The 19,690-nt window shown below is 46.6% G+C and carries 11 protein-coding genes; all 11 read right to left on the reverse strand.

All coding sequences use genetic code 11. The features are described 5' to 3' along the window. Positions 1-7 precede the first annotated feature (7 nt). The 11 genes from MKY64_RS19900 to MKY64_RS19950 all read right to left on the reverse strand — a co-directional run bounded on the left by MKY64_RS19900 (position 8) and on the right by MKY64_RS19950 (position 19,690). On the reverse strand, positions 8-979 hold the full coding sequence (locus MKY64_RS19900; protein WP_036727815.1) for a serine hydrolase domain-containing protein: 972 nt from the start codon (positions 977-979) through the stop codon (positions 8-10). 22 nt (positions 980-1,001) lie between these two features. Beyond that, positions 1,002-3,047 carry an ABC transporter gene (locus MKY64_RS19905; RefSeq protein WP_162174709.1) on the reverse strand — a complete coding sequence of 682 codons (2,046 nt, stop codon included), beginning with the start codon at positions 3,045-3,047 and terminating at the stop codon, positions 1,002-1,004. A 333-nt stretch (positions 3,048-3,380) separates the two neighbouring features. Further along, positions 3,381-4,544, reverse strand: a complete 1,164-nt coding sequence (locus MKY64_RS19910; protein WP_340955272.1) for a U32 family peptidase — start codon at positions 4,542-4,544, stop codon at positions 3,381-3,383. Between the two features lie 18 nt (positions 4,545-4,562). Beyond that, positions 4,563-9,503 carry an SDR family NAD(P)-dependent oxidoreductase gene (locus MKY64_RS19915; RefSeq protein ID WP_051478217.1) on the reverse strand — a complete coding sequence of 1,647 codons (4,941 nt, stop codon included), beginning with the start codon at positions 9,501-9,503 and terminating at the stop codon, positions 4,563-4,565. 33 nt (positions 9,504-9,536) lie between these two features. Beyond that, entirely contained in the window at positions 9,537-10,808 is a 1,272-nt protein-coding gene (gene fabD, locus MKY64_RS19920; protein ID WP_340955274.1) for an ACP S-malonyltransferase, read from the reverse strand. A gap of 24 nt (positions 10,809-10,832) precedes the next feature. Beyond that, positions 10,833-11,885 (reverse strand): HAD-IIIC family phosphatase, encoded by a 1,053-nt coding sequence (locus MKY64_RS19925; protein WP_036727807.1) that lies wholly within the window; start codon positions 11,883-11,885, stop codon positions 10,833-10,835. Positions 11,886-11,916: 31 nt separating this feature from the next. Next, the gene (locus tag MKY64_RS19930; protein ID WP_036727805.1) at positions 11,917-13,044 is read right to left on the reverse strand and encodes an acyl-CoA dehydrogenase family protein; all 1,128 of its coding nucleotides are present in this window, start codon (positions 13,042-13,044) and stop codon (positions 11,917-11,919) included. Positions 13,045-13,074: 30 nt separating this feature from the next. Continuing rightward, positions 13,075-13,314 (reverse strand): acyl carrier protein, encoded by a 240-nt coding sequence (locus MKY64_RS19935; RefSeq protein WP_340955277.1) that lies wholly within the window; start codon positions 13,312-13,314, stop codon positions 13,075-13,077. 20 nt (positions 13,315-13,334) lie between these two features. Continuing rightward, on the reverse strand, positions 13,335-14,195 hold the full coding sequence (locus tag MKY64_RS19940) for a 3-hydroxyacyl-CoA dehydrogenase family protein (protein WP_036727801.1): 861 nt from the start codon (positions 14,193-14,195) through the stop codon (positions 13,335-13,337). Then, positions 14,188-14,445 carry an acyl carrier protein gene (locus MKY64_RS19945; protein WP_051478215.1) on the reverse strand — a complete coding sequence of 86 codons (258 nt, stop codon included), beginning with the start codon at positions 14,443-14,445 and terminating at the stop codon, positions 14,188-14,190. The genes MKY64_RS19940 and MKY64_RS19945 overlap by 8 nt, the downstream gene beginning before the upstream one ends. Before the next feature lie 4 nt (positions 14,446-14,449). Further along, a complete protein-coding gene (locus tag MKY64_RS19950) occupies positions 14,450-19,690 on the reverse strand; it encodes an amino acid adenylation domain-containing protein (protein ID WP_340955280.1) in 5,241 nt (1,746 codons plus the stop codon).

A 19,690-nucleotide genomic window follows, 5' to 3' on the forward strand; every position in this document is an offset into this window, starting at 1 on the left:
GATGTTTTTAACTTAAGCCGATGTATGGGAATAAATGTGTATGCATCGCCTCCATAGGATGGCGGAACCGCTTCAGATGTTTAGCTTGAAAAACAATAACCATATCCGCTTGAGGCAGAATGATTATGCTTGTTCCCCCGGCCCCTGAGGCATAATAGCCATGCGGATGCAGCCACCACAAATATGAATAGGGACCGCTTCCGGCGGTGGATTCAGTTACCCAAGTGGAGGGGATAACTTGTACACCGTTCCAATCCCCCTCATTTAAGTACAAATAACCGAACCGGGCCATATCTTTTGCAGTTAAATGCAAGCTTCCGGCCAAATGCTGCTGCGGATCCTCGCATTCCCAAGCATCGGCGTGTATACCGATTGGACCAAACAGCCACTTGTTGGCCAATTCGTAAATTGACATTTGGCTTACTCTCTGTAACACAGCCGAAAGAAGCCAAGCATCGAAATTATTATATTGAAACCGGTTCATCGCCCTGTTCTTGACAGGAAGCTCAAGAATATACCTTAACCAGTTATCAGACCTGCGCATCCTGTCAACCATTGGCTGACTGTCGGCTGCAAGTCTGGGATAGTAGAAACCCGATGTCATCGTTAATAGATGCTTGATGTTGAGACAGAGTATCCTTGGATCACAATCCTTGCTGAGAAACTCGGGAAACAGTTCTATGATTTGCTGATCCGTATTCGACAGGTATCCTTTAGCTAAGGCTATACCGGCCAAAGCTGACAGTATACTTTTATTCACAGACAGAATATCCCGTTTATCAGTCTCTCTTGTTCCTCTGTAATACTGTTCAAAGGCGATTCTTCCATGTTGTACTACTAAAAAACTGTATACATGGGGGAAATCTCTCTGAAGATGCTTACTGGCATTCCATAACAGCTCCGGATCGATTCCTGCTGAGCTTGGAGTGCCGTATTCCCATTCCTCCGCCGGCCATATCTTTGATCCGTGAACCACCATGGTATTGCTAGCCTCCGTAGTTTTAGTTTAGATATAAGAAGCTTCCTATAACCGAATGCGGATTATGGACTAGCATCTCAGGCGTCCCCTCCGCAATGATAGAGCCGCCCTGTTCCCCGCTTCCCGGACCCAATTCCAAAATCCAGTCACAACATGAAAGAAACAAGGCGTCATGCTCAATCACGATCACGCTATTCCCTCTTCCAACCAATTCATTTAATAAGGTCAGCAGCTTGCCTATATCATGATAGCTAAGGCCCGAAGTAGGCTCATCAAGAACAAACAGCTGTCCTGTATGCTTGTGATCGGCTAATTCCTTAGTCAATTTTATCCGCTGGGCCTCTCCGCCGCTAATCGTTGTAATCGGTTGCCCCAATGCAATATAACCTAATCCTACATTGACCATGGTTAACAGAATCCTTGCGATTTTTGGATCATGAACAAATACTCCAGAGGCTTCTTGTACGGTCATCCGCAAAACGTCACTGATGGTATAGCCTTGATACCGGATTTGAAGAATTTCAGGCTTAAAGCGCTTCCCTTCGCAGCTGGGACAAACATGGCTGAACCGGGCGATCTCAACGATACCGTCACCACGGCATTGCTGGCAAGCTCCCCTGGAGTTGAAGGAGAAATCTCCTTCGGTATAATGCTCTCCCTGATCAATGGCTTGCTTGGAAAACGCCTGCCTGATAAGGTCCCAAACTCCGATGTAACTGGCAGGAATGGACGTTTTGGCCCTGCCTATAGGCTTTTGTTCAACTAAATGGCACTTCCTAATATGCTCCGCTCCATCTAAATGTGTGGAACCGGCAACACTCTTTCTTCCCTTGGACAAGTGCTCTTGCAGTGCCGGAACAAGCGTGTCCGTGATCAAGGAGCTTTTGCCGCTTCCGGATACGCCAGCAACTCCAACCATTGTGCCCAGTGGAATGGCAACATGGATATCCTTCAGATTGTTTGTGTTAACCCCATACAGGCTAAGACGCGGTGTATCTGCAGTTATAATCAGATCTCTTCTTCTCAGCAAACGCTGCACTTGTTCCTTTGCAATATATTGGCTGATCACACTCTCCTTACAGCTGATGAACTGTTCATAGTTTCCCTGGAACAGAATCTGTCCGCCTTCTTGTCCACCGCCGGGTCCGAATTCAATAATGTGCTCCGCTGCCCTTAGCATCATATGGTCATGTTCAACGACTATAACGGTATTACCGGCTTCCTTTAACTTAAGAAGCTTATTAATAACCTTATCTTTCTCAATTTCGTGCAGCCCGACTGTAGGCTCGTCAAAAACATACATGATCTCATTTAATTCAATATCAAAGAATGAAGCCAGATATAGTCTTTGCAGTTCTCCTCCGCTTAACGTTGGAATTCTGCGTTGCAAAGAGAGATAGGACAATCCGACATCCAATAAATGCAGCAGTTTTCTGCACATAAGCTCGGCAAGCTGCACGGACCGCTCATCGTGCCCGTGCTCGGCTGCCTCAGTCAGAATCCCGTAAAGCTCCTTAACCGAAATGGATTTCAGGTATGAGATATGGTGGTTCAATACCTTTACCTTCAGAACCTCCGGAGCCAGTCCGCTGCCCTCACACCCAGGACAAACCGTGGTTTCTGCCCAGTCTTCAATATCTTTTTGAGCGTAGATTTGATTAATGTAGGGAATATAGCCAATAAAATAAAATTCATTGCTCCCATACAAGTAGTCACGCTGTATTGCGGGAGACTGCTTGGAATACGGCAGATTGGCATCAAACCCTGCCAGCTTCGCATAACGCAGAAGCTCCTGTTTCAAATTCCGGTTCGTATCGTTGTACAGGCTTGCTTTGGATAACATTAGCTTTTCAAATATACTTTTTTCATCCACATGGGAGATAACGCCCCGTCCGTAGCATTGAAAACACATGCCGATGCTGGAGTTAGGCGAGAATGCTGAAGGGACGTATTCCCCGTGGCGGCTCCCACAAACCTTACAACTTGTATTGACGGCTACGGTGTTACCGCATACCGTACATTCCAACGTTCCGTAAAGTGAAAAGAACAACTCCAGCAACCGGTTCATTCCCAGCTTCGTCCCGACCGTGCTGCGGGGATTGCTCTGCCGGACAAGCTTCTGTTCCACCGCAACCGTCGGGTTAAGTCCCTCCATCTTGTCGAAGGAAGTAGTCTCATATTCATAATTCAGATCCCATTCTCCAAGTGCGCTAAGGTAACGTTTGGTGCCTTCGTAATGAATCAAATCAAAGGCAAGGCTTGATTTACCTGAGCCGCTCGGTCCGGTAATGACCGTTAACCGGTGCTTCGGTATTTCAACATAGATTTCCTTTAAGTTATGCAGGCGCGCTCTGTGGATTTTGAGCGATGACATCGTAACTCCTCCCCGGTATATACAAGCTTAGAAATCAAACTCGATTTCGATACCGCCTACAGTGCTCGAAGCTTCTTCTTTCTTGTCATGATCAACAGCTCGCACAAATTTCTTGTAATCATCGTATTTGGTATGAAAATCCTTGGCGAGTGCGCTTATTTCATTGACTCCGTCACTCACAACACTTTTGCTGGCATACCTGTCGCAGTAACTGCATCTTGTACAGTCTTTTTTGCAATATCCCTGAATGTCGTAGAAAGGTTTGAGGAAACCATCGAGCAGCTTATTGTCAACTGAAAACTTATAAGCATAATTCGATGAGAACATATCCAGCAATTCCATCAGATTCCCGTCAAATGACCCTCTGAAATATGCTTCCACTGCCTTAAGCGGATTCCCGCGGTTCACGTATTCTCTGCCTTGTAATTTGTAATAGCGGATTCCGATGCTTTCATAGTAATGCAGGTCCTCAGGACGGATCCAAGACAACTTCATAAGTTGGTTTACATCCTGAAAAATTTTCAGCGCACACCTGGTTGTATAGTAGTTTGTTCCTGTATCCATAGGATCCCGTACAACACCGCTTGTCTGGTTGTAATGGAACATCCGGTACGTACACTCCTGATGGCACAGGGAGTTAATAATGATTTCCGATTTGTCGCCGAAAGCGCTCGCGATTCTCCGGAGCATGTCAAAATCCCGGTTGATTGATTCGTCCAGCACGATACGGTCTACACCATTCTTCTTGTAGTGCAGAGCTTTGTTTACGGAATTGATCTGGCAGATGACAGACGCTTTAATCTTTATGTCCAACTCCATGGAGTTCACAAGATCCATCAGCGATGGGAGTGTTACGGTCAACGATCTGACCCCTGCTTTATATAATGCGGATATAAACTGCTTCGTCTCCTTCACGCCTTCTGCAGTAAACTCACGGTTATGCATGTAAGGTGCATTGAAAACATAGTTAAAACCAATGCCCTTCGCTTCACAATACCGGATGTATTCTGTCAAATCATACATGTCAATCTGGGGTAAATATTCGTTGATCCGTCCCGATTCAAAAGAGTTATTAATGGATATTTGCCCGTAAGTCTCGAGTACCTGACTACCGGGATATTGCTTGGCAAGCTCAACATACCCGTTGATTGTAGTCTCTTTGAAATCCGCCGGAATACTGAAAAACCTCATTTTAGCATAACCTCCATTTTAGTCCAGTTCAAGTTCAAAATTGAAATCCCAGCTGTCTGCCAGCGGCTTTTGCTCTACAGCACGGGAGGTTAGGCTCCCGATATCCATGGAAGGGTCGTTCAGGGTTAATTCAATCAGCTTGTTGTACTCATCGGCTATGCTGCGGATCGTCTCCTCTTTATAAAGAGCCGTTTTGTAAGTAAAATTAATCCGCAGCTGCGCGGAAGTTTCCGTAACTTCAACCTCCAAGTCCATTTTGGAAGCAGTCTGGTCAATGGAATAAGGGACCAGCCTCACATCCTGGAACTGCCCCTGGATCTTAGTAGAATTTTGCAGTACGAACAAGGTGTCGTATAACGGGTTGCGATTGGTATCCCGCTGTATTCCCAAGGCGTTAACCAACTCATCGAATGGAAGCTCCTGATTATCATAAGCTTCCAAAAGACTCGTTTTTACCTCAAACAGAAAATCCAGAAAGCTCTTGCAGGGAACAGGATAGTTTCTTAGCGCCAGGGTGTTGACAAATAAACCAATGATCTTTTCCGTCCCCATTTGCGTTCTTCCTTCAATAGGAAATCCCACCACAATATCCTCTTGTCCGGAGAATTTGTTTAGCAGCACATAGTAGACAGACAGTAACACCATATAGAGAGTACATTCTTTCTCCGCAGCGAAGCTTCTCAGCCGATCCGTCGTCTTCCGGTCTACCTCGATAGAAAACATACGTCCTTCGAAACCTACATATGATGTTCTTACATAGTCCGTCGGAAGTTCCAAAGGCGGAGCCAGTGTTTGATACCGGCGGAGCCAGTACTCGGTTTGCCTCTTGAAGTACCCTTCCTTTTGCATCTCGCTCTGCCAGGTGGAATAGTCTTTGTATTGCAGCTCCAATGGAGGCAGCGTTCTTCCTTCGTAGCCGTCTCCCAATTCACCCAGAATAATTCCCCGGGAGGTTCCGTCGGTAACAATATGATGGATATCAATAAGCAGCAAATGCTCGTTCTGCTGCAACTTGATAAGCTTCGCCCGTATCAGCGGAGAAGTGCCTAAATTAAAACAGCTGATGAAGGGGCGAATACAAGCCTCAACCTCCATGCTGGTATCCTGGGAGAGATCCGCCCATTCAAGCCTAAAGCTGCACTCGCTGGATACTTTCTGTACAACCTCTGCTCCCTCAACTAAGAAATACGTTCGAAGGGTCTCATGCCTATGAATCAAAGAAAGAAAGGCCTTCTCCAATCTTTGGCGGTCCAGATCGCCATCTATCCTGAAGGCATCCAGCATATTGTAAGCCGTGTTATTTCTGCTGATGCTTTGCAAAAGAAATATTCTTTTTTGTGCAGCCGACACCGGATAATATTTCTGTTCCTTGGCTGGAACAATCGCCTTTAACATGGATAATTGTTGCCACAATGTCTCCAAATGTCCGGATAACTGATGGACGGTTGGATATCTGAAGATATCCGCTACCTCCAAGCTACAGTTCAGCTGATTCTGGATTCGGTTGATAATTTTGGCCGCAATGATAGAATCAACACCCAACTCAAAGAAGTTCTGGTTATAATCCACATGCTCATAAGATAAGAGCTCTCCAATCAGACTTCCGATCTTCTGTTCAATTGTCCGTGTTGCGGTCTTATTGTTCACCTGAATACGACTGTCTGCATCCGGCCTGAGCTGTTGCCGTTTATGAAACTCCTCGTTGACGGATTCCGAAAAACGGATCGGCAATTGTTCAGAGATTTCATACAACTCACATCCCCAATTTATCCTGCCCGGGATCAAATCGTGGACATTATGGTGCAGCACCCAGTCAAAATAACGTATGGCCCTCTCCAGTAACAGTGGCTCAAATAATTCTTTGCGCAGATTGGTTTGCTTGCATTCTGCCAGCCCGGTATCCGTCCATTCAGGCCACCTGATGTTAATAAACGGAGTCGATGCGCTGCAGCGCATACTCGCGTAACTGTTCATGTAACTGTTAGCTGCTGTGTAACCGGCAGCCCCGTATCCTCCGATCAGGGTCATGGCCGAAGAGAATAGACAGATAAAGTCAGGCGGTTCGTTACATGTCAGCCGGTCCAATATCCAAGTGCCCTGCACCTTAGGACGCAGGATTCCCCTAAGGCTGTCTTCCGACAACTCATGGATTTCTTTGACCATCCCGTTTCCGGCACAATGAACAATGCCATTCAACGGGCCATGTATCACCCTGATCTCCTCCATTATTTGCTTCATCCGGTCAAAATCCGCAATATCCGCAGCATAATGGATAATTGTACTGCCGGAGTTCTCCATCTGCTTAATCATGTCCATCTTTCGGGCATCCGTATCGGGAAGTCTGGAACGGCCGAGAAGAATAAGCCGGACTTTCTTTTTACCGCTCAGATACTTGGCCAGTTCCAGCCCGATCCCGCCAAATCCCCCGGTTATCAGATACAGCCCGTTTTCCTTTATCCCCACATTGCGTAATTCAGCATGGACGGTAGTCTCGGACATTGGGTTCAGCTCTTCATAATATCTTCTTCCAGCACGGAGAGCCGTTATGAAATAAGGTGACTGGCAGAGCACTTCACGCGTGATAACGGAAAGCTCAGTGGCATCGTCTATATCAATGCATTTGCAGCCCACCTGGGGAAATTCCCAATGAAATGACTTGGCAAACCCGTGCAAGGCCGCATTCACAGGTTGTACCAGGTCTGTTTGATTCACCAGATAGGCATACCGGGTAACAATGACCAATTCGGCCTCTTGGATTTGATTCATCTGAAACGTTCTAATCAGTGTAAGCAGATTGATAACCGGGTCTATCATGGATGTTCCCAGTTCCATATAATCATCCGCAGCGTTGACTGAGCCCACGGAAGTCATATGAACCAATTGTACTTTCCCGCTTATGCCGATTTGTCTGAACAGCCATTGATACCCCGTTCTATCACCTGTGATGAAGAACCTTTCCCCCTCCTTGGCGCAATAATCCGTTATCGTCACAGGAATTACATTCTCGGTATCTGCCTGCAATGATGCTAGAATCGCCCTCTCCCGCTCTCCGCCTCCGCCCAACACTATGGTGACTACATCATTACGGGCAGCAGCCGGCCGGTTCGGGCTCAGATCCTCCTTCCAGACCACCTCATAGCCATCCTGCATTTCAAAACACTTCCCAACCCGGCTATGTTCCGGTATTTGGATCCAGCACCGCTTCCGTTCAAAGGGGGTAACCGGAATTCTGACCCTATGCCTGCTCTGGCCTCTATATAGGGCGGAGAAATCAATCGTCATACCAGCAGCATAGCGCTGCGCAATAGTCTGAAGCGGCAGGGGGGCCTCTTCGCTGCAAGACAACGCCTGCTGTGTGAAGGCTTCCTCACCGCCAATATATATATCCGGTTCCTGAATCCACAAAGAATCATCCATGCAGTTCAATTGTTCCAGCTTTGACAGCAGATCTTCTTTGCTCTTAATAAGCATGGATAGTCTGTGTTTGTAATGCGTTCTGCCGTTGTTAGCTGTAAAACAGAGATCTTGGATATTCAATAAGTCTAAATGGGTTCGAAGGTGTTGTTCATATTGCTTCATTAGCTCAATCAAAGATTTCCTACTTTTTGCGGAAAGACAGAGAACATCGGGCAGTTCCTCCTCGCGAGGTGGAACGGAGGGCTCCTCCTCCACAACAATATGACAGTTGGTTCCGCCAATTCCAAAAGAACTGATCCCACTTCTTCTAGGCACAGCATTCCAGGGCTCGTTCCTGTCGCTGACATAGAGAGGAGAATCAATAAACCGGATTCTCTTATTCGGTTGCAGAAAATTTATTTGCTTGGGTATCACTTTATACTGCATAGCCAATATAACCTTGATCAGTCCCGCCAAACCGGAGACACAATTTAAATGGCCCAGATTCGTTTTGACTGAGCCGATGGCACAGAACTGTTTTTTCGAGGTATACGCTTCAAATGCTTTTCTGATTCCTAAAACTTCAATCGGATCCCCGATTTTGGTCCCAGTACCATGCGCTTCGATATAGGTAATGGTCTCTGGATCAATATCCGCATTCTTCCACGCCTTTCTGATGACATTGCCCTGTGCCTCCGCACTGGGAGATGTCAGGCCGATGGTTTTACCGTCCTGGTTAACCGCACTGCCCCTGATCAGGGCATAGATATGGTCCCTGTCTTCCTTCGCCTGATTGTAGCTCTTCAATAGAAGCGTAATTACACCTTCGCTCTCAACGGTACCGTCCGCTGAGGCATCGAATGTCTTCGTCTTGTTGAATTCCGACTCAATTCCAATCTTTACATCACTCTGTATCGGATCAGGCATGATATAAGCTCCACCGACGAGAGCCATGCTGCAGTCGCCTGAACGGATAGCTTGGCATGCCAGATGGAGGCCGACCAAAGAGGAAGAGCAAGCGGTGTCTAGGGTCATGGAAGGCCCTGTGAGATTGAGCAGATAACTCACTCTATTAGCTACTATAGCCGTTGCGTTCCCCGTCAAGAAATTTCCATACCCCTCCGGATCAACTTCTTTTGCAATCGTTGCATAGGCGGAATGATTCAAACGGACTCCCGCATAAACCCCCGTATCGGTTCCTGCCAATCGTTGTACGGCATAACCTGCGTCCTCAATTGCTTCCCAGCAAGACTCCAAGAACATCCGGTGGGTGGGGTCCATCACCGAGGATTCTTTGGGTGAGATCCGAAAATGACTGTTGTCAAACTGGTCTATATTTTGCAAAAAACCGCCCTTATTGTACCTAAGCTCATGATCATATCCCGCGGAATAATCCCGGTAAGCTTCAATATCACGCTTCCGGGCCAAAGGCAGGTCAGAGATGCACTCCTTCCCCTCTGTAATAACTCCCCACAATTCTTCCAGACTGCCGGCTCCAGGCACTTGCATAGCGATTCCGATAATCGCTATGCTCTCTTGATTGTATTTGTCAGATTTATTCATCCAAAGATGCTTCCCTCCTGCACTAAACCAGACTTAATGGTAAATAAAATCGGCGAACAAGGCTTTTGTACCGGTCTCTTCAAAAATTTGATCAAACCGCTTTACTCTAAGCTCCGCGGGAGTACGTTTAGTTTCAAATACACTCATCAGCATCGCAAGCGCTTCTTCCATGTGTTCCTTCGTCGGCATACTCTGCTCTTTCTCCAGTTGATCCTGAAGGGCTTGTATTTTCTCGTAAGGCATAATTACGCCGGTTTCGTATTCTTCGTTGTTGTCATTATTATTTTTTGTACAAACCGCGATTGCTAGGCAACGGGTAATCACCGTAAACTGATTGTCCTCTGGAGTGTTGACATGATGAGTCTGAAATTTATCCATTACGGAGTTGCGGTCGTCAATCTGACCAAAGGAGTAAGCCTGTACGTTGCTGCAGGTTGCCCTAATGACATTGGTCATGATGGATTGCGGTCCCATCTCAATATACAAATCTGTGCCTTGTCCAGACAAGTATTCCATCGTCTTGTCCCATTGAACCGGCTTGTACAGCTGCTCGGTCAGATTGGTGATGATTTGCTCTGAGGTTGTATATGGCATTCCGGTAACATTTGAAATGACAGGCCACTTTACGTCGTTCAGTGTAATTTTTGATATTTCTGCTCTCAATTGATCCGAGACATCCTTCAACAACCCGCTGTGAAAGGGAGGACTCGAAAACAACGGTGTAATCTGCACGTCGTCGGCAAGTTCAAGCAGTTCATTCTCCGCATCCGTGATAGCCTGTTCACTGCCGGCAATCACCTGCTGGTCTTTGAGATTGAAACAAGCAATAGAGACGGTATGTCCCAACCGGGACAGGCAATTGCATACTGCTTCCACCCGGGCTGAATCTAGTCCGTTCACCACCGTCATCCAGCTTGGATGTGTATCCTTGACATTCATCGCCAGTGAACCCCTTAACCGGACAAGCCGGAGGGCATCGGCAAACCGAAGCCCTCCCGAAGCAACCAAAGCTGAGTATTCTCCCAAACTGTGACCGGCCAAATACCTTGGTTCAAGTCCGACCTTATCCATAAAGGCCCTGAAGATGGCATAGCTTGCCGTCAATAAAGCAGGCAACATGTTCTCAATGGCATTCAGCTCCAAGACAGGCCCTTCAAAGCAAAGTTTTTTAATATTAAACCCCAGGATATCATTCGCTTCCTCGAATACTTCCCTCGCTACTGAATAGTCATCACAGAGTGTTTTGGTCATACCGACAAATTGCGATCCTTGTCCCGGAAAAACAAACGCCAGCTTGTTATTCATTTATTGCAGCTCCTTCGTCATTGGTTAATCATTGATGATAATGCTTACATAATCGGGCAGCTGAGGAATTTGATCCGTATTCCGCTCCATAATTGTACAATTCCCTTGTTGTTCAACTTCTTGGAACCCGGCAAATTTATAGGTAATCAGCATAGGCCTGTTCCGGTCATTGGAAATAAACTCTGCCCGCAGCTTCACTCCGGCGTTGGCAGCTTCCTGCATCAGATAGGTTAACATTATGCTGCCGACACCGCGCGACATGACACGGCAAGACATCAGCAGCAGCTTAATATTCCACACCTTGTCCTGACATTCCAGCAGGACAATACCGATTTTTCCATATGTGCCGTATTTGTCGCTGAGACCGGATATAATCAGCCTGTGGCTGTCCGATTTGATAAACTCTCTTAGCTCCTCATATGAATAGGTATACCCGGTAGTATTAAGCTGGTGTGTGCGGACAGTCAGCTCCTCGACTCGCTGTAAATCTGTTTCGGTTGCGGAAGATATTGTGAACTCCATATCCAAGGAAGCCAAAAAATCCTCCTGGGCTCCCTCAAAGCGTTCTTCCACCAGCTTACGTTCAATATCATCCTGATACATTTTCCGTCTAATCTTGGAATCTTCCGTAATAAAGACAGGGTGCAGCTCTGGTAGATCAAGCAGACCGTCCAGCCCTTCCGCTAGAATGCAGAAAACATCAGGATGAACAAACTGTACTTCATCCAATTCAAAAGGCTGGTCATCTATAAAGGCTATACTGTCCAGACTGATATTTAAGGATTTTGCAATTGTGCCGATGGAATCCGATTTATTATTCCAATTGATCTGCGGGTACAAGAAATACTCGTAAAGGCCCAAATCTCTTAGCTTTTGTTCCGCATCCGCATGATTGTTTTTACTGGCGACCGACTGCAGTATTCCCCGTTCATCCAATGTACGTATGATCTCGCTGACATTGTCCTTGACCGTAACTCCGAAACCTTCCAGCAGTACGCCATCCCACAGGGTATGATCCAAATCCCAAACGACACATTTCATTTTCAGCGTTTTGTGTGCTGCACCTGCAATACTCATTTCGCTCGTCGCCCCGTTTCTAATCTATTCTTCAGATATTCCGAAAGGCATATGTTGCAATCAAAATCTCATGCATTTCGTTTGTGCCTTCGATAATCTCATTGACCTTAGAGTCCCTGTAAAAACGCTCCACATGATACTCTCTGCTGAAGCCGTTGGCTCCGTGGATTTGAATAGCATCGCTGGCGACTTTGGATACCATGGTTGAAGCAAAATATTTTGCCACCCATGTTTCCATGATTGAATCTGGCTCTCCCGCTTCTTTTAAGCTAGCGGCATGATGGCATAAAGCTCTCGCCGCTTTGATGTTCGTTACCATGCCGGTAATCATTTTTTGAATCAACTGATGTTGTCTGAGCGATGCACCGAACTGCTTCCGTTTTCTGGCGTATTTTAAGCTTGCATTCAGACAGGCTTGGCCAAGTCCGACGCATCCCCATGCTATTGTAAACCGCCCATAGTCCAGCGAAGCAAGAGCTACGTGGGATAACCCCGTGCCCAAGCTGCCTACAAGATTTCCCTTCGGGATTCTGCAGTTCTTAAAGTCTATTTCGGCTATCATTGAAGCTCTTGCTCCCAACAAACCCTCAATCGGCTTTATCTCCAGGCCAATGTTATCTCTTTCAACGAGGAAGGCAGTGGGTAATCCCTCGACCTGGGCAAAAACCAAAAAAAGGTCGGCGATTTGCCCCATGGTCGTCCATTTCTTCGTTCCGTTTAAAACGTATTCATCCTGCTCCAGCGTTGCAGACATGGTAATATTTTTTGCATCGCTTCCAACAGTAGGCTCAGTAAGGGAAAAGGCTCCAATAACCTCTCCCCGGGCTAATTTTCGAAGCCACTTGTCCCTTTGTTCCGGCGTACCCCATTTTAAAATAGCGAGTGCAACCATCCCTTGAACCGTCAACAGGCTTCTTACACTCGAACAGCCTCTGCCGATCTCCTCATTTAATAAGCCAACTGTAACCATATCCAGCCCCAGGCCGCCGTAATCTTGAGGCAGCATAGACCCCAGATATCCCGCATCTGCAACCTTTTGCAGCAGCTCCGCTGAGATCTTTTCCTCTCGGTCATTCTGTTCCGCAACCGGAATCAGCTCACGATCGACAAACAGACTGAAGGATTCCTGCCATTTCAATTGAGAAGGTGTAAATTCCATTTCAAGGCCTCCCTGTATATTTAAAATTGATCAAACAGCCTTTTTCTGTTCTACGAACTGCGCAATGCTCTCAATGGATCTGAATTTATTCATGTCCAGGTCATTGTTTTCAACCCGGATGGAAAACTCTTTCTCCATGAACATAACCAGCTGCATTGCAAAGAGTGAGTTTACAAAGCCCAGCGCAAAAATATCTTCGCTATCAGATATTTCTCTTTTTCTATAAAACTTGCTTAAAAAACCTTTTGTTTTTTCCTTGATCTGTTCCATGTGTTATAACCTCGCTTTTTTTAGTATATAAAGAAACCCTGGCCCGATTTCTTCCCGGTCAGCCCTGCACTGACCATTCTCTTTAGCAGCGGACAGCAGCGATACTTCGGATCCTGAAAATCCTGATAGAGCACTTCCAGCGAATCCACTACCGTATCGAGGCCGATCAGGTCGGCAGTCTCCAACGGCCCCATCTTATGTCCATAACATCTCTTGAATATTTCATCCACATCATGCGCAGACGCAACCTGATCCTGGACAACAAATGCCGCTTCATTCATCAGCAGATGAGAGATACGGTTCGACACAAAACCCGGTGAATCCTGAACAATCACACAGTCCTTATCAATAGAGGAGAGAACGTCCTTCGTCTTCTCTATGGTCTCATCGGAGGTGTAGAATCCTCTTATTACCTCTATCGTTTGGATGAGGGGAACTGGATTCATAAAATGCGTGCCGATGACACGCTCTGGCTGCTTGGTCAATGCTCCGATCCGGGTTATTGAAATACAGGATGTATTTACAGCAAGAATGCAATCCTGTCTGACTGTCCGCGATAAAGTAGCATATACCTGCTCCTTTACCTCCCATTTCTCCGACACATTCTCTATAACAAATGTAACGTCTGCCAAGTGATTATAGGATGTTGTAAATTCGATTTGGCTCAATGCCTCTTCAGGCTTTACTGTGAGCTTGTCAGGATGGAACATAGTATACAGGCGGAGGCTGTTGCTGATTTCTTCCTTCGCTTTGGCCAGTATTTCTTCAGAGATATCAATCAGAATAACTCCATAACCATTCTGTGCAAAAGTTTGTGCAACGCCTCTTCCCATAACTCCTGCGCCAATCACACCGATTTTCCGTACACTTATTTCACTCATGGGAATCTTCCTTACGACGCGCAATATAGGTAATCAAGCTTTCCAACGTTTCAAAGTTCTCGGAATCGAAATCTTCATCTTTGAATTGAAATCCGAATTGTTCTTCAACAGCTAAGATCAATCTCAGCAGCCCGGCTGAGTTTAATCCGTAATCGGCCAAGCTGTCGTTCACTTGGATACTGTCAACGCCTTCAATGTTCAAGTCTTCCAGAATCGCTTTCAATTCCAGCAGCATCTGTTCGTCCCCCATGACTTTAACCTCCTTGTATTGTCTTCGAAGACTCCAAGACCATGTCTACCTTCTCAATCAGTCGCTGTTTCAGGCCTTCCATGGTTTCCTTTGCATAAACCAGTGAGTTGTATACAAAATTCACCTGATATTCATCTTGCGGAAGAATAACAATATTCAGGTTGTGGCTTGTCTCCTCATAACTGTGTATTCCTACCAAGCGGAAGGTGCTTTTCACCTTGGTAACTACCTCTTCCAAACGCGGATAATTCTCATATATAATCATGTGATCTATGATTATGTTGTCAATACCTGCGTTGCTAAGAACCTCACTGAGAGGAAGACAACCGAATTGTTCGGATGACAAGATAATCTCCTGAACGGAAGCGGCTGTTTCCGGCACTCCGGATGTTAAGACATTTTTGACTCGTACCGGCACAGCATTAATGAACATCCCCACCATTTGGTCAATTTCGCTGATCTCTGTGGGTCTTCCCGATATTACCAGGCCAAATAATGCCTCATTCGTCCCGCATATGTCTTGGAGGAGTAATCCCCATACTGTTAAAAACAATGCACTCTGCGTTACCCCTAAATGCTCGGCCAGCTGTTTTAGACCTTGTGTTCTGGCCTCCCCCAGAGAGGTTTGAATCTCTTCTTGAACATACTGCCGGGTCCCACCTCCCTTTTTGAATTTCGACAGCTGCGTCCCAGCCGTGGCACCATCCAGCGTATGTCTCCAGTACGCAATCGCTTCCTCCCGCTTGTTATACTTCTGGAACCATTGGAGGTAGTCGCGGAACAGCCGGGGCTCCCTCAGCCGAGGTGGATCTTGGACCGACAAGGCTTGATAGGTTTCAAAAAACTCCCTCATGATGATACTTAAGCTCCACCCGTCCAGGAGAATATGATGAAAGTTCCATATTAATAAATGCTTCGTATTGCTTCGCTTCACTAATACAATCCGAAGAGGAGGGGAGCTGCTTAAGTGAAATCTGGCATTTCTGGAGCTACAGATAATCTCTTGAATGGATTCAGACTGTTTCTCCTCGTCCATGCCTGAGAGTTCAATTATTTCCAAAGGAACCTCTGTCTCTTTCAGCACTATTTGAACGGGAACCTCGATAGTACGGAATGTAAATACTGATCTCAAGGTCGGATACCTCTTGATTAGAACAAGCAGACTTTCCTGAACCAGGTCATTCTGTATGGACCCTTCAAAATCAAAAGACATCTGATTAAAATACGAATTCTTCTCTTTATAGAGCATGGAATGAAACAAGATCATTTTCTGCGTCGGCGTAAGCGGGTACACATCTTCCAATTGAGCATTTATTCCCCCGGCAAAACGGCAGAGCCGTTCCAGCTTGTGCTCATTCAACCCTTGAAGGGTAAGATCGCTTGGGGTTAAGGTTTGCTGCTTTCTTTCCATGCAATGGACGATCATACCCGAAAGATTGTTCTTCATCACATCGGCGAACCGCTCCATGGTTGCCTGTCCAAGCTGATGCTTGTTATAGGTCATAGATATGGAGAGCTTTCCGCCGATATGGATACCTGAAATGTCGAGATCATGCTTTCGCTTCCAGCGAGGCGAGACCATTTCCCCCATAGAGATGCCGGAGAAATGAAACCCCTGATAATCAGACACGTCAAAATTCCCCAAGTAATTAAAGCTGACTTGAGGTTTTCGCGCTCTGTGTTCTCTTTTGCCGGTCCCGTAGTCAAGCAGCATACTTCCGATTCCTTTGTTCGGAACGGCTCTTAAGGTTTCTTTCGCCAGTTTGATATATTCGGAATAGTCGTCCGAGAGTTCTTTGACCCTTAATACAACCGGATAAATACTTGTAAACCAGCCGACTGTTCTGGAGATATCCGCTTCTTCAAACAGCTCCTGATTCCTGCCGTGCGATTCCATATCCACTGCAGCCTTGTCTACATTAAAGCACTGTTTCAGGGTTAATGCGGTCGCGGCCAGCAAGATGTCGTTGATTTCGGTGTTGTAAGCGTGATGGACAAGCTTCATCATTGCTTCCGTTTCGGCGGCAGACAACTCAAATTCAACCCTGGCAACATCCTGAAAGCAATAGCCCTTTCCTTCATGATTACTTGGCAGGAACGGTTCGATCTGCTCCTCCACTGCAGTCCAGTAATCCTTCTCCCTGTCAGCTCCGGGCAATTCAAAATACCTGTTCAGCCGCTGAATCCACTGCACATAGGAATCAGTTTTTCCAGACAAAATCAGCCCCTCACCTGCAATTGCCTGATTATAAAGGGTAGTGAAATCCTCCAGAATAATTCTCCAAGAAACCCCATCAACCACAAAGTGATGGATCAAAGCAGCTACATAATCTTTGTCTTTGCAGCGAAAATGCACTACCTGCAGCAACGGGCCATCAACCAGACGCATGGCTCTTTGTTTCCCATTCAAATGTCCCGTAATCCGCTCTTCTGCATGTTCAAGCTGCGACAGGTCCACCGTTTCAAAGGCAAATAAAGGGCGAGCACCGGGTTCTCTGATTTGCTGAACGGTACCTTGCTCATAGACGCGAAGAACACTACGCAACGCATCGTGATGTTCCATCAGTTTGTAAAAAGCCTGTTCTATACAAACTGCCCTCATCCGCTCGACTGAGGTTAAGAGTATGCCTTGGTTATAGTGATTGGCGATCTCCAAGGAGCATTCCTCCAGAAACCATTGCTGAACAGGTGACAATGCAGCCTCGCCGGAAACGCTGTCATAGTTGTCCAGCTTCTCCGCCGGCTCCATGTGGTTACTGATCTCCCGGATGGTGGGAGAATGAAAGAAGTGCTTTAACTCCACCTTCCAGTTTTTTTGCCTTAACTTAGAAAGAATTTGTATAGCCTTGATCGAGTCTCCGCCCAACGTGAAAAAGTGGTTGTCTATACCGACCTCAGCCACCTTAAGGACATCCTGCCACACCCCGGCCATAATCCGCTCCGCTTCGGTTCTGGGCTGGATCACACCCTGTTCCCTCATTAAGACTGGGGAATTCTCCATTAATTGTTTTCTGTTGACCTTCCCGTTACTCGTCAGAGGAATCTCCCTGATGCGTGAGAAGAAAGCCGGAAGCATATAGTCCGGGAGCTGCTGCCCTAAGTGCGATCTGATATCCGTAAGGGTTAATTGATCACTGCCGGTAAAAAAAGCATGCAAGTACCTGCTGTCTTCCCCGTCCTTCATATCAAGGACAACTGCATTCCGCACCCCGCCCAGCTTCAACAACTGGTTCTCGATCTCTCCCAACTCAATCCGGTGTCCTCTGATCTTCACTTGCTGATCTATCCGGCCCAAATAGAGCAGTTCGCTGCTTTTTGACCATTTTACCAAATCCCCTGAACGGTACACCCTCGATCCGTGTTGAAAGAGATCCGGAATGAACTTGTCCTCTGTCAGTTCTTCACGGTTTAAATATCCCCGGGCAACTCCTAGTCCGGCAACCAGCAGCTCTCCCGGAATTCCTTCCGGCACCAGCTGCAGGTCTTCATCAACAACATAGGCAGATAAAGTGGGAAGCGGCCTCCCTATATTGGAATGTCCCTTCGAGATCTCCGTTTCCGTAATCTCTTTATAGGTCACATGAACAGTTGTTTCCGTTATGCCATACATATTGATCAGTTTGGTTGCCTTATATTTGTTATGCCAGTCCCGGAGAATTGAGGGATTCAGCGCTTCCCCGCCGAATATGACATAGCGCAATTGCGATAGACCTGCATCATGATAGCTCTCATCTTCCCGAATCAAGGTATGAAAAGCCCCCGGAGTCTGATTCAGAACGGTTACCCGCTTCTCTATAAGCAGCTTACGAAAGCGGGGAGTATCCCGGGCAACCTCCTTGGGGACAATGATCAGATGCCCTCCGTTCAGAAGCGGGCCGTACATCTCCCATACAGAGAAGTCAAAGCTGAAGGAATGAAACATGGTCCATATATCATCATTATTGAAATCAAACAGGCTTTTGTTATTGCTCAGCAGCCCCGCCACATTTCGATGTTCAATCATGACCCCCTTCGGTCTGCCAGTCGATCCTGAAGTGTAGATCACATATGCCAACTGCCCTGGATTCCGATCAGCTGGCTTAGAAGCGGTCTCCGGTTCTTCATTCAAGCGGGCCAAGTCCTCGGTATAGATGACGGCTGCTTGTCCTGATTCTCCCCCTGTATCTGCGAACCGTCTGCTTGTGATAATGACAGGGGACCGGCTGTCTTCAATGATTTCCTTCATTCTCGCCGCCGGCATTTCCGGATCAATCGGCAGATAAGCTGCACCCGATTTCAATATTCCTAACGCAGCTGCCACCAAATCAATGCTTTTATCCAGCTTCACTCCAACTATAGTTTCCTGCGGAAGGTTGAGCTTGCGAAGCTGCCGCGCGTATACATTTGCCAGCTGATCGAGTTCTTTGTAAGTCAATGAGCTGCTGTCGCAGGTTATGGCAACCCGGTCTTGGTAACACTCGGCAACCCGTTCAAAGAGTTGGTCGATGGTATGGGCCTCCGGGTATTCTGACGCCGTCTCATTATATTCGGTTATTATCCGCTGCTGCTCTTGGTTCGTTAACAGTTGAACATCCTTCAATAACGTATTGGTATTGCTCAGGACCTGCTCAAAAAAAACATTTAACTGACCGAAGATACGGCGAATAGTACCGGCATCGTAATATCCGGGATGAAATTCGATATCCAATGCAATACGGCCGCAATCATCCGAATAAAAGGAAAAGCAAAGGTCCGCCTTCCACTTTTCAAGATAATGGATATCCCGGTGAACGACTAAGGCGGGCAGAGACATCTCCGGTAGAGGGTGAAAACCCGAATCCGGGCTATTCAGGGCCTGCTGCAGCGTTTTTCTCACACCGTCCATATAGGATTTAAAGGTCATCTCCCGCTTTAAATGAAAACATACAGGGATAAGCAACTTTTTGACAACATCAACGTCCGGTTTATCCCACTGATTCATTAGCGGAGTTACAGCAATAACCTCGGAAACCCTTCCATATTTGGACAGCAAAAAAATGACTCCCGCATTCAGCATCATAAACTCTGCGTAGGGAGATTTCTTGGTGATCCGTTTAATTTCGTTATTTATTGCATCCGGAAACAGGAACGTTTCAACTGATGAAGGATAATCGGAACTGCCAACGTGTACACAATCTCGTGGAAAACCGCTTACTTTCTCCACCAGCGTTTGTTTGTCCTTCCAGTAGTATTTGCCATCCCCTGGATATGCATCTTCTAATTCCAT

The organism is Paenibacillus sp. FSL R7-0210, assembly GCF_038009085.1.
GTDB lineage: Bacteria > Bacillota > Bacilli > Paenibacillales > Paenibacillaceae > Paenibacillus_AQ > Paenibacillus_AQ silagei.

What these genes read in the sequence shown, in the direction of transcription:
- MKY64_RS19925 (WP_036727807.1), bottom strand. Translation starts at nt 11,885, where the DNA reads ATGAGTATTGCAGGTGCAGCACACAAAACGCTGAAAATGAAATGTGTC.
- MKY64_RS19945 (WP_051478215.1), bottom strand. Translation starts at nt 14,445, where the DNA reads ATGGGGGACGAACAGATGCTGCTGGAATTGAAAGCGATTCTGGAAGAC.
- MKY64_RS19930 (WP_036727805.1), bottom strand. Translation starts at nt 13,044, where the DNA reads ATGGAATTTACACCTTCTCAATTGAAATGGCAGGAATCCTTCAGTCTG.
- MKY64_RS19915 (WP_051478217.1), bottom strand. Translation starts at nt 9,503, where the DNA reads ATGAATAAATCTGACAAATACAATCAAGAGAGCATAGCGATTATCGGA.
- MKY64_RS19940 (WP_036727801.1), bottom strand. Translation starts at nt 14,195, where the DNA reads ATGAGTGAAATAAGTGTACGGAAAATCGGTGTGATTGGCGCAGGAGTT.
- MKY64_RS19935 (WP_340955277.1), bottom strand. Translation starts at nt 13,314, where the DNA reads ATGGAACAGATCAAGGAAAAAACAAAAGGTTTTTTAAGCAAGTTTTAT.
- MKY64_RS19910 (WP_340955272.1), bottom strand. Translation starts at nt 4,544, where the DNA reads ATGAGGTTTTTCAGTATTCCGGCGGATTTCAAAGAGACTACAATCAAC.
- fabD (WP_340955274.1), bottom strand. Translation starts at nt 10,808, where the DNA reads ATGAATAACAAGCTGGCGTTTGTTTTTCCGGGACAAGGATCGCAATTT.
- MKY64_RS19905 (WP_162174709.1), bottom strand. Translation starts at nt 3,047, where the DNA reads ATGAACCGGTTGCTGGAGTTGTTCTTTTCACTTTACGGAACGTTGGAA.
- MKY64_RS19950 (WP_340955280.1), bottom strand. Translation starts at nt 19,690, where the DNA reads ATGGAATTAGAAGATGCATATCCAGGGGATGGCAAATACTACTGGAAG.
- MKY64_RS19900 (WP_036727815.1), bottom strand. Translation starts at nt 979, where the DNA reads ATGGTGGTTCACGGATCAAAGATATGGCCGGCGGAGGAATGGGAATAC.